A 12,697-nucleotide genomic window follows, 5' to 3' on the forward strand; every position below is an offset into this window, starting at 1 on the left:
ACAGCCAAATGAAATGGTATAAAAAAATCGGACTTCTTGCAACTACAGGTTTAGCTTTGTTTGGGCTCAGCGCTTGCTCCAACGATGGTAAATCTGCGGATGGCACAGTGACCATCGAGTATTTCAACCAGAAAAAAGAAATGACCAAAACCTTGGAAGAAATCGCTCGTGATTTTGAGAAGGAAAACCCTAAGATCAAGGTCAAAGTCGTCAATGTACCGAACGGTGGTGAAGTATTGAAAACACGTGTCCTTGCAGGAGATGTGCCTGATGTGGTCAATATTTACCCACAGTCCATCGAACTGCAAGAATGGGCAAAAGCAGGTGTCTTTGAAGATTTGAGCAACAAAGACTATCTGAAACGCGTGAAAAATGGCTACGCTGAAAAATATGCTGTAAACGGAAAAGTTTACAACGTTCCTTTTACAGCTAATGCTTATGGAATTTACTACAACAAAGATAAATTCGAAGAACTGGGCTTGAAGGTTCCTGAAACCTGGGATGAAATTGAACAGTTAGTCAAAGACATCGTTGCTAAAGGACAAACACCATTTGGAATTGCAGGTGCAGATGCTTGGACACTCAATGGTTACAATCAATTAGCCTTTGCGACAGCAACAGGTGGAGGAAAAGAAGCCAATCAATACCTTCGTTATTCTCAACCAAATGCCATTAAATTGTCTGATCCGATCATGAAAGATGATATCAAGGTCATGGATATCCTTCGCATTGATGGTTCTAAGCAAAAGAACTGGGAAGGTGCAGGCTATACAGACGTTATCGGAGCCTTCGCACGTGGGGATGTCCTCATGACACCAAATGGGTCTTGGGCGATTACAGCGATTAATGAACAAAAACCGAACTTTAAGGTTGGAACCTTCATGATTCCAGGAAAAGAAAAAGGACAAAGCTTAACCGTTGGTGCTGGTGACTTGGCATGGTCTATCTCAGCTACTACCAAACATCCAAAAGAAGCCAATGCCTTTGTGGAATACATGACCCGTCCAGAAGTCATGCAAAAATACTACGATGTGGACGGATCTCCAACAGCGATCGAAGGGGTCAAACAAGCAGGAGAAGATTCACCGCTTGCTGGTATGACCGAATATGCCTTTACGGATCGTCACTTGGTCTGGTTGCAACAATACTGGACCAGTGAAGCAGACTTCCATACCTTGACCATGAACTATGTTTTGACAGGTGATAAACAAGGCATGGTTAATGATTTGAATGCCTTCTTTAACCCGATGAAAGCGGATGTGGATTAGGAGTAGAGAGACTATGAAAAAAGTATTACAAAAATATTGGGCATGGGCTTTTGTGGTCATCCCCCTCTTGTTACAAGCAATTTTCTTCTATGTGCCGATGTTCCAAGGAGCCTTTTACAGTTTTACCAACTGGACAGGATTGACTTATAACTACAAATTTGTCGGCTTAAACAACTTTAAGCTCCTCTTCATGGATCCAAAATTCATGAATGCGATTGGATTTACCGCAATCATCACGATTGCCATGGTGGTTGGTGAGATTGCCCTTGGGATCTTTATCGCGCGTGTCTTGAACTCTAAAATCAAAGGCCAAACCTTCTTCCGTGCTTGGTTCTTCTTCCCAGCTGTTTTGTCTGGTTTGACAGTAGCTTTGATCTTCAAGCAAGTCTTCAACTACGGTCTTCCAGCGATTGGGAATGCCCTTCATATAGAATTTCTCCAAACCAGTCTTTTAGGGACTAAGTGGGGAGCAATCTTTGCGGCTGTCTTTGTCCTTCTTTGGCAAGGGGTGGCTATGCCCATCATCATCTTCCTAGCTGGTTTGCAATCCATTCCAACTGAGATGACAGAAGCAGCAAGGATTGATGGCGCGACTAGCAAGCAAGTTTTCTGGAACATTGAATTGCCTTACTTGCTACCAAGTGTCTCTATGGTCTTTATCCTAGCACTAAAAGGTGGGCTGACTGCCTTTGACCAAGTCTTTGCCATGACCGGTGGTGGTCCAAACAATGCCACAACCTCACTTGGGCTCTTGGTTTATAACTATGCCTTTAAAAACAACCAATTCGGTTATGCCAATGCCATTGCCGTAATCTTGTTCTTCTTAATTGTAGTGATTTCGATCATCCAATTGAGAGTATCTAAGAAATTTGAAATTTAAGAGGAGAAGCACGATGAAACAAGATGAAAGAAAAGCCATGATTGGCAAATACATTCTATTGATTCTAGGATCGGTTCTAATTTTAGTGCCGCTCCTTGCCACCCTCTTTAGTTCCTTCAAACCCACCAAGGATATCGTAGACAATTTCTTTGGCTTTCCAACCAACTTCACATGGGACAACTTTAGCCGTCTCTTGGCTGATGGGATCGGAGGCTATTATTGGAACACTGTTGTCATCACTGTCTTGTCTTTACTTGCAGTAATGATCGTTATCCCCATGGCAGCCTACTCCATCGCACGCAATATGAGTAAGAGAAAAGCCTTTACCATCATGTATACCCTCTTAATCCTTGGTATCTTCGTCCCATTCCAGGTTATCATGATTCCAATTACCGTCATGATGAGTAAACTCGGTTTGGCTAATACCTTTGGTTTGATTTTGCTCTACTTGACCTATGCGATTCCACAGACCCTCTTTCTCTATGTTGGCTATATCAAAATCTCGATCCCAGAAAGTCTGGATGAAGCAGCTGAGATTGATGGTGCTAATAAATTTACAACCTATTTCCGCATCATCTTCCCAATGATGAAACCCATGCATGCGACAACCATGATCATCAATGCCCTTTGGTTCTGGAATGACTTCATGTTGCCACTCCTTGTCTTGAACCGGGATTCCAAAATGTGGACTTTGCCTTTGTTCCAATACAACTACGCAGGCCAATATTTCAACGACTACGGACCAAGCTTTGCCTCTTACGTGGTCGGCATTATCAGTATCACCATTGTCTATCTCTTCTTCCAACGCCATATCATCGCAGGAATGAGCAACGGCGCAGTGAAATAAGATACAAAGCCCGTTAAAAGCTCACAGTGCACCCTAGGGCATCCACATCCGTAAACGACTGAAGTAGTAACGGCTGTGGAAATATAGGGAATCTGAATAAGAAGCCTTGGCTTCTTGGAGGATTCATCTTTTTCACACAGAGCTTAGGGTGTGTTCAATTCTAGATACAAAGGGACTATTCAGCTTGCTGATTTCAATCGTATCCTAGAAAGCAATTCTAAAATAGAAAAACTCAAGAAAGCCAAGTCTCTTCAGACTTGGCTTTCAAATAAAGAAAAGGAGACCATTATGCCAATTCAAAACAAAACCATGTTAATTACTTACTCAGACAGCTTGGGAAATAACCTCAAGGACCTCTATGAAAATCTGGAGAAATATTTTGGAGATGCAGTAGGTGGGGTTCACCTCTTGCCATTTTTCCCATCAACCGGTGACCGTGGCTTTGCGCCTGTAGACTATGATCAAGTGGATCCAGCCTTTGGAGATTGGGAAGATGTCAAACGCCTGGGGGACAAGTACTATCTCATGTTTGACTTTATGATCAATCACATTTCCCGTCAGTCTAAATACTACAAAGATTATCAAGAGAAGCATGACCAAAGTGCTTACAAGGATCTCTTTCTCAACTGGGACAAGTTCTGGCCGGATCATCGTCCAACTCAAGCGGATGTGGACTTGATTTATAAGCGCAAAGATCGAGCTCCCAAGCAAGAAATTACCTTTGCGGATGGGACAACTGAGCATCTCTGGAATACCTTCGGGGAAGAGCAGATCGATTTGGACGTGACCAAGGAAGTGACCATGGACTTTATCCGCAAGACCATCGAATATTTGGCGAGCAATGGTTGTGACCTCATTCGCCTAGATGCCTTTGCCTATGCAGTCAAGAAGTTGGATACCAATGATTTCTTCGTGGAGCCAGACATTTGGGATTTGTTGGATAAGGTGCGCGATATGGCAGCCAGCTACGGTGCTGAGCTCTTGCCAGAGATTCATGAACACTATTCCATCCAATTTAAGATTGCTGATCACGACTATTATGTCTATGACTTTGCCCTTCCAATGGTGACCCTCTATACCCTCTATAGCTCAAAAGTGGAGCGCCTTGCTAAGTGGTTGAAGATGAGTCCGATGAAGCAATTCACGACACTCGACACCCATGACGGGATTGGGGTGGTTGATGTCAAGGATATCTTGACAGATGAAGAAATTGACTATGCATCAAATGAGCTCTACAAGGTAGGAGCGAATGTGAAACGCAAATATTCAACAGCAGAATACAACAACTTGGACATCTACCAAATCAATTCGACCTACTATTCAGCGCTTGGAGATGATGATCGCAAGTATTTCCTAGCCCGTTTGATTCAAGCCTTTGCGCCAGGCATTCCACAAGTGTATTATGTTGGATTCCTAGCTGGGAAGAATGATTTGGAACTCTTAGAAAACACCAAGGAAGGCCGCAATATCAACCGTCATTACTACAGCAATGAAGAAATTGCTCAAGAAGTAGAGCGACCGGTCGTGCAATCCCTTCTCAAGCTCTTTAGTTTCCGGAATAACTCGCAAGCTTTTGACCTAGAAGGAAGCATTGAAGTGGAAACACCAGATGAACATACCATTGTCATCACGCGCCAAAACAAAGACCAGACCGCCACAGCAGTAGCCCGAATCAATCTTGCTGACGGGACTTACCAAGTGACAGAAAACGGTCAAGACATTGTGTTTTAAAAACAATTGAAGTCAGGTGAGACATGTTTCGAATATTCCCTTTTTGATTGGACAGATTGCTGAAGATTTTATGATTTTACAGTTTTTCTCCAATATTTTTAAAACAAAGGATGTTGCACCCCTTTCTAGTAGCATCTCTACTATGCAAGTGATCCTTTTGTTACTTTGACCTTGTCAGGGTCTGACCATTCAAGATCTGCTATGATCTTCGCAAATTTTGTCTCTATCTATCTTAAAAGCTTCGTATGATACTAGGAACTTTGATACAAGAAAGGATAAATATGAGGGACCTTATTCTCTACCAGGAAACATACAAACAGTTTCATCTGCGAAATGATTTTATTTCTTATATCTTTATGATTTCCCATGATGGGAAGTTGCTCCATCTTTATTATGGACCGACCTTGCCAGAAGGGGATTATCGTCATTTGGTGGAAATGAAGCACCGCCCTATGACCACTTATCGGCAAGAAGGGGATCTTCTGTATTCACTCGAACACCTGCAGCAAGAATTTCCAGAATATGGGGCGACAGATTTTCGCCATCCTGCCTTGGAACTATCTTTGGAAAATGGTTCTCGGCTGACAGATTTTATCTATAAGGATCATGAAATTTCAAATGGAAAACCAAGATTAGAAGGTTTACCAGCAACTTATGTTGAAAATGAGGATGAATGTCAGACCTTGCAAGTCAATCTAACCGATTCGGTGTCGGGTGTGGAGGTGAGTATTCAGTATAGTATTTTCCGAGACTTCCCTGTGATAACGAGAAGTCACCTGATCAATAATCAAGGTTCAAGGCCTCTATCCATCGAAGGAGTAACTAGTCTTTCTTTAGACCTACCTGATCGAAACTATGAGATGATACAGCTTTCTGGAGCGTGGGCTCGTGAAAGGCATATTCATTCCACATTGTTACGTCAAGGAATCCAATCGATTGAATCAACACGTGGAATCTCTAGTCATCTGCACAATCCTTTCATTGCCTTAAAACGGCCAGAAACCACTGAGAATCAAGGGGAGGTTATTGGACTCAGCCTGATTTACTCAGGAAATTTCCTCCTCCAAGCAGAAGTGGATACTTTCGATGTCACCCGACTTCAAGTGGGAATCAATCCCTTCCAATTTTGTTGGAAATTAGCCCCTGGTGCTAGCTTTACAAGTCCAGAAGCAGTTCTGGTATACAGTAGAAATGGTTTAAACGATATGAGTCAAACTTTCCATTGTCTTTATCGTACCCGTCTAGCTAGGGGAGAATGGCGAGATAAGGAGCGGCCGATTCTACTAAATAATTGGGAAGCAACTTACTTTGATTTTGATCAGGAAAAACTGCTCAGGATTGCGCAAAATGCCAAAGAAGTTGGTGTCGAATTATTTGTGTTGGATGATGGCTGGTTTGGAAAACGAACCAATGATCGAGTTGGTCTTGGAGATTGGGTTGCCAATTGCGAGCGATTTCCAGATACAATCGGGGCTTTATCAGAGAGAATTCATGATATGGGCTTGAAATTCGGCCTTTGGTTTGAACCGGAAATGGTCAACAAAGATAGTGATCTTTACCGTTCTCATCCAGACTGGATCCTAGAAGTAGCAGGTCATTCACCACGTCATGGACGAAATCAATTTGTCTTAGACTTTAGCCGTGAAGAAGTAGTAGATGCAATTTATGAGCAAATGGCGCGTGTGATTGAAGAGACGAAATTAGACTATATTAAGTGGGATATGAACCGTCCGCTTACAGATGTCTTTTCTAAATCCTTGGCTCCAGATCAGCAAGGAGAAGTGTTTCATCGTTATGTTCTAGGATTATACCACTTATATGATCGTTTGACGACAGCATTCCCTTCTGTTCTCTTTGAATCTTGCGCTTCGGGAGGCGGTAGATTTGATCCAGGTTTGCTTTATTATGCACCCCAAACTTGGACCAGTGACGATACAGATGCAGTTGAACGGCTTAAGATCCAATATGGAACCAGTCTAGTCTATCCACTCTCGACGATGGGAGCACATGTGTCCATTGTCCCTAACCATCAAACCAATCGGATCACACCGCTTGCGACAAGGGGAAATGTCGCTTATTTTGGGGTCTTTGGTTACGAGTTGGATCTAGCAGACCTGACGCAGGCTGAGAAGGAAATAGTAAAAGAGCAAATTGCCTTTTACAAAAAAGAGCGATCCCTGATTCATCAAGGAAATTTTTACCGTTTGCGCTCTCCTTTTGACTCAAATCAAGTCGTATGGTCGGTTGTCAGTCAAAATCGTTCCCGAGTGATTCTGGCTCAGTATAAGCTATTGAACGAAGTGAACCGTGCTTATGATCGTGTGTATCTTCAAGGACTGAATGCAGATACTCTCTATGAAGTGGACGGGAAACAGTTTAGCGGTGCAGAACTGATGTTAGCAGGTTTTAGTCTTTCAGACGCTTCCTGTGGACAGCCTTTAAATCAAGAAAAACTGAGTTGTGATTTTGATTCTCACATTTGGGTGTTTGAAGAAGTAACATAATAAGATAAGCGAGTATCTAATTTTAGATAGTCGCTTTTAATGATTTAAAATTGAGACCGTTTACACAACTATAAAATCATGGTACAATATCCATGAAGAAAGGAGGTCGCTTTATGAAAAAAATCATTTATCCATCTGCGGCCCTATTAACGGCTTTTGCTCTATTATCGGTCCAAACAGCAAAGGCAGACACAGTTCAAACACCGGATCAAGGCAATGAACCGGTAGCAACAGTAGAGGAGGTTGTGGCATCTCCAGCTCCAGAAACCTCTACAGAAAATCAGGGAGGGGGAACTGAAACACCGGCTGCGACTGACCGTGAAGCAGTCCCTGCTACCTCGCCAACGCTAACAACAACGGAGACGGCATCTCCTGAAGTGGAAAAACTGCTTGAAGATATGCCTCTCAAGCAAAAGGTTACTCAAATGATCATGCCGGACTTCCGTAAGTGGCAGGAGGCAGGTCAGGAGTCGCCACAAGATCTCACCAAGGTCAATGCGGAAGTGGCAGAAGCTATTGATAAGTATGATTTTGGTGGCGTCATTTTGTTTGCTGAGAATGTGAAAGAAACCAAGCAAACACTGGCTCTGACACAAGATATGCAAAAGGCAGCTATTGAAAACAAGGCCAATAACGGGAAGATTCCGCTATTGTTAGCGATTGACCAAGAAGGGGGCATCGTCTATCGATTGGGTAGTGGTACAGCTCTCCCCGGAAATATGGCCATTGGAGCGACCAATGATCCCAAGTTATCGACAGAAGCTGGTCAAATTATCGGTCGAGAGCTTTCTGCACTAGGTTTGAATGTGGACTTCGCTCCGGTGCTAGATACCAATAACAATCCTCAAAACCCTGTCATTGGGCTTCGTTCCTTCTCATCTGATCCAAACCGGGTTGCTTACTTAGGTATTCCGATGATGAAAGGGATTCAAGACTACAATGTCGCTGTTGCAGCTAAGCATTTCCCAGGTCATGGAGATACAGCGGTCGATTCCCATACAGGTCTCCCCTTGGTGGATAAATCTCTTGCCGAACTTGAAAAATTGGAACTCCTTCCATTCAAAAAAGCCATGGATGCTGGCGTAGACCTCTTGATGACGGCCCATATCCAATACCCACAAATTGAAAAAGATCAAGTCGTGTCAAAAGAAACTGGTGAGAAAATCTATGTCCCAGCGACACTTTCAGATGATATTTTAACGGGCTTGGTACGGAAGAAATACGGCTATAAGGGCGTAATTGTTTCTGATGCCATGGGAATGGATGCTATCGCTAAGAACTTTGGTGAAGTCGAGGCTGTAAAAATGGCCATCAAGGCAGGGGTTGACCTAGTCTTGATGCCAACGACCCTTCGCAGTAAAACCGATTTGACCAAGATTGATACCATTGTCGATGAAGTGGTGCGTGCGGTGCAAACGGGTGACATCTCAGAAGAACGTTTAAATGAGTCAGTTCGTCGGATCCTCACCCTCAAAGAAAAACGTGGGGTCTTGAATTTTGATCCGAGTGCTCGGACACCTGAAAAAGCAGAAGAAGCAGTCGGCTCCAACCTTAATCGTGATTTGGAACGCAAGATTGCAGCAGCAGCGGTGACGGTTGTAAAAAATGAAGACAATACCTTGCCATTCAAGGTTCAAAAAGGAGATCATGTTCTCCTCCTAGGAGCGTTTGAAAATGAAGTCCCTGGACTAAATTTGGGCATGCGTCGCTTAATGGCAGAAGGGGTGCTTCCAAAAGATACCTCTTTTGTGGCGAAGAACTTCACCAAAGAATCCACCCTTGATAGTCTAAAAGAAGACCTCGAAAAAGCCACTCACATCGTAGTGGTTTCAGAGATCGGTTATGAAGGGCAACTGGATAAAAATTTCTGGCGAACCAAGATCCCAACTGAAATCGTCCATTATGCCAACACCAACCATAAGAAGGCAGCTGTCCTTTCCATCTCTAAACCTTATGATGTAGCCAACTATCCAGCAGCCAAAGCTATTCTAGCAGTCTATGGAAATAAGGGAATGGATCCGACAGAATCCCTCAAACCAGACAATGCCTTCGGTCCTAATATTCCTGCAGGAGTGGAAGTCATCTTCAATGGCAAGGAACACCTAGGTACCTTGCCGGTGGATATTCCAAAAATTGTAGATGGAAAAATGTCGGAAACAGAGTATGCTTACCGTATTGGTCATGGTCTCTTCTATCCAGCACCTGCTCCATTACCAACACCAGAAGGCCAAGACCCAACTTCACCAGTTCTAGATCCAACCCATCAGACAAAACCAGTAGTGGTTGGAAACACAGAGACACAGGTCCTTCTTAGCAAGCAAGAAAACGCAAGCTCTCTTGATGGTCCACAAGTTCGTCCGGTCTCTGTGTCACATGACACTGCTCAGGCTCCTGCAAGTGTATCCGCTAGTCCTGCTTCATCGGTATTGCCAAAGACCGGTCAAACCGAGAACCTCCTAGCCCTTATGGGTGTCAGCCTCTTAACCTTCCTTGGATCTTTTGTCTATCCAAGAAAGAAAAACTAAGGAATGAAGAATCTCAATTGGGTCACTCCCAATTGAGATTTTTTGGTAAAATTTTACTAAAATAACTCAAAAAAGAATAGTATAAGATATTGAGACGGGGAAGGAAAGCTTTATTGTGAGCTTTTTGAAGACAATGTAAAAATAAATAAAATTTTACTAAAAATACTTGAAATTATCCTTTTAATCGTTTATAATACAAGTATAAAAACGTTTACAAAACTAAAAGGAGTTTCTCATGACTACATCAATCACGTCTCAAGATCTACAAGAAAAGTTTCAGGCTGTCTTTGGCGAGAAGGCTGATCATACCTTCTTCTCACCAGGTCGGATCAATCTAATCGGTGAACACACAGACTATAACGGAGGGCATGTCTTCCCAGCAGCCATTACGCTTGGTACCTACGGGGCAGCAAGAAAGCGTGAGGATAAGGTCTTGCGTTTCTTCTCAGGAAATTTTGAAGACAAGGGGATTATTGAAGTCCCACTGGATCATCTTCGTTTTGAAAAAGAGCACAACTGGACCAACTATCCAAAAGGTGTGCTCCATTTCTTACAAGAAGCGGGACACGTCATTGATAGCGGCATGGACGTCTATGTCTACGGCAATATTCCTAATGGATCAGGCCTCTCCTCTTCAGCTTCCTTAGAGCTCTTGATTGGCGTCATCGCTGAGAAACTATTTGATCTTCAGTTAGACCGCTTAGATCTGGTTAAGATCGGGAAACAAACCGAAAATCACTTCATCGGGGTTAATTCTGGTATCATGGACCAATTTGCCATCGGTATGGGGGCTGATCAACGGGCTATTTATCTGGATACCAACACCCTAGAATATGATTTGGTACCGCTCGACCTTAAAGACAATGTCGTGGTCATCATGAATACCAACAAACGCCGGGAATTAGCTGATTCCAAATACAATGAACGCCGTGCAGAATGTGAAACCGCCGTCTCTGAACTCCAAGAAAAACTAGACATCCAAACCTTAGGGGAATTGGATCTCTGGGCTTTTGATGCTTACAGCTACTTGATCAAGGATGAAAATCGCATCAAACGGGCTCGTCATGCTGTACTTGAGAACCAACGGACCCTCCAAGCACGCAAGGCGCTTGAAGCAGGTGATTTGGAAGGCTTTGGCCGTCTCATGAATGCTTCCCACGTATCTTTGGAGCATGACTACCAAGTGACTGGTCTAGAATTGGATACCTTAGTGCATACAGCTTGGGAACAAGAAGGAGTGCTTGGTGCTCGTATGACGGGAGCAGGCTTTGGTGGTTGCGCCATCGCCCTTGTCAACAAAGATAAGGTTGAGGCTTTTGAGGAAGCTGTCGGCAAACGCTATGAGGAAATCGTTGGCTATGCGCCAAGTTTCTACATTGCAGAGGTTGCTGCGGGGACACGGGTGCTTGATTAAAAAGGAGATAGGATGACAGAACTGGTATTAGATGCATTTGTCACAGCCGTCATTGCGGTAAGTGACTATGAAGAGATGGATCGGATTTATCTAAAAAACCGCGTTAGGAGTCGCATCGGAGAAGAAGGGCTAGACGCCCCAGCCCAAAAAGAAGACTTGATTGCTCTCAAAGATCAGCTGGTGGAAATCGCTGTTGCGAATAGCAAGATCCAAGATAGCATGGCCGCAAAGGACAGCTTGGGAGCGGAGTTGATGGATTGGATCACCCCCAGTCCTAGTCAGGTCAACCGCTATTTCTGGGAGACTTACCGTCAGTCCAAGGAAGACGCGATTGCTGATTTCTATGCCCTCTCTAAGAGCAATGATTACATCAAGGTCAAGGCGATTGCGCAAAATATTGCTTTTGAGGCAGAAACTCCCTATGGCTCCCTTGAAATCACCATCAATCTGTCAAAACCTGAAAAAGATCCTAAAGACATCGCAGCGGCGAAGCTGGCTAAAGCTAGTCATTATCCGGCCTGCCAACTGTGCTTTGAAAATGAAGGCTATCAAGGTCGCCTAGACCATCCTGCCCGTGCCAATCATCGGATCATCCGCTTTGACATGGACGGTCATGATTGGGGCTTTCAATATTCCCCTTATGCCTACTTCAATGAACACTGCATTTTCCTCGATAGCCAGCATGTTCCTATGGCCATTAGCCGCAAGACCTTTGAGCGACTCTTGACCATTGTCGAGACTTTTCCAGGCTATTTTGCAGGCTCCAATGCAGATCTACCCATTGTAGGGGGATCCATCCTGACTCATGACCATTACCAAGGCGGACGTCACACCTTCCCTATGGAGCTGGCAGAGCTTGACCAAACCTTTACCATTCCTGGCTTCGAAGAGGTTCAAGTGGGCATCGTTCGTTGGCCAATGTCAGTCTTGCGTTTGCAGTCAGATAACAAGGAAGAGCTGATTAACTTGGCAGACCATATCTTAGAAAGCTGGCGAGGTTACTCGGATCCAGCTGTGCAAGTCCTAGCCACATCTGACGGTCAACCCCACCATACCATTACCCCCATTGCACGAATCCGCGATGGGCATTATGAACTGGACTTAGTGCTCCGTGACAACCAAACCTCACCAGAGCATCCAGATGGCATTTACCACCCACATGCGGATGTCCAACACATCAAAAAAGAAAATATCGGCCTGATCGAGGTCATGGGCTTGGCCATTTTACCTCCTCGTCTCAAAGAAGAGCTCAAGCAGGTCCAAAATTATCTGCTTGGACGAGAAAGCAGTGTGGCTAGTTACCACCAGGACTGGGCTACTGACTTGAAAGCCACTCACCCATCCATCATAGACGAAGCAGAGGCAGAAGCCATTGTCCGTGAATCAGTCGGTCAGATCTTTGCGCGCGTGCTCGAAGATGCCGGTGTCTACAAGCGAACAGCAGAAGGCCAAGCAGCCTTTAGACGCTTTGTCTCTACACTTTAAGTGTGGAGAAGAGGCAGAAATTTGGTACAATAAGAGAGAAGAC

Annotated in this window: 8 protein-coding genes; all 8 read left to right on the forward strand. The window is 44.1% G+C overall.

Translation table 11 applies throughout. The annotated features are described in order from the left end of the window. Window positions 1-8 precede the first annotated feature (8 nt). Window positions 9-1,268: an extracellular solute-binding protein gene (locus DW738_RS01525; protein ID WP_123160142.1), complete on the forward strand. Its 1,260-nt coding sequence runs from the start codon at window positions 9-11 to the stop codon at window positions 1,266-1,268. A 13-nt stretch (window positions 1,269-1,281) separates the two neighbouring features. Beyond that, window positions 1,282-2,148: a sugar ABC transporter permease gene (locus tag DW738_RS01530; RefSeq protein WP_165852117.1), complete on the forward strand. Its 867-nt coding sequence runs from the start codon at window positions 1,282-1,284 to the stop codon at window positions 2,146-2,148. 13 nt (window positions 2,149-2,161) lie between these two features. Then, a complete protein-coding gene (locus tag DW738_RS01535; RefSeq protein ID WP_123160144.1) occupies window positions 2,162-2,995 on the forward strand; it encodes a carbohydrate ABC transporter permease in 834 nt (277 codons plus the stop codon). 288 nt (window positions 2,996-3,283) lie between these two features. After that, window positions 3,284-4,726 (forward strand): sucrose phosphorylase, encoded by a 1,443-nt coding sequence (gtfA, locus tag DW738_RS01540; RefSeq protein ID WP_123160504.1) that lies wholly within the window; start codon window positions 3,284-3,286, stop codon window positions 4,724-4,726. 281 nt (window positions 4,727-5,007) lie between these two features. Beyond that, the gene (locus tag DW738_RS01545) at window positions 5,008-7,230 is read left to right on the forward strand and encodes an alpha-galactosidase (RefSeq protein ID WP_123160145.1); all 2,223 of its coding nucleotides are present in this window, start codon (window positions 5,008-5,010) and stop codon (window positions 7,228-7,230) included. A gap of 113 nt (window positions 7,231-7,343) precedes the next feature. Further along, complete coding sequence (locus DW738_RS01550; RefSeq protein ID WP_123160146.1) at window positions 7,344-9,755, forward strand: glycoside hydrolase family 3 N-terminal domain-containing protein; 2,412 nt, start codon at window positions 7,344-7,346, stop codon at window positions 9,753-9,755. Window positions 9,756-10,002: 247 nt separating this feature from the next. Then, on the forward strand, window positions 10,003-11,169 hold the full coding sequence (locus DW738_RS01555) for a galactokinase (RefSeq protein WP_123160505.1): 1,167 nt from the start codon (window positions 10,003-10,005) through the stop codon (window positions 11,167-11,169). A gap of 12 nt (window positions 11,170-11,181) precedes the next feature. After that, window positions 11,182-12,654 carry a UDP-glucose--hexose-1-phosphate uridylyltransferase gene (gene galT / locus DW738_RS01560; RefSeq protein ID WP_123160147.1) on the forward strand — a complete coding sequence of 491 codons (1,473 nt, stop codon included), beginning with the start codon at window positions 11,182-11,184 and terminating at the stop codon, window positions 12,652-12,654. Window positions 12,655-12,697 lie beyond the last annotated feature (43 nt).

The organism is Streptococcus sp. AM28-20 (assembly GCF_003603595.1).
In the GTDB taxonomy this organism is placed as follows: Bacteria; Bacillota; Bacilli; order Lactobacillales; family Streptococcaceae; genus Streptococcus; species Streptococcus ilei.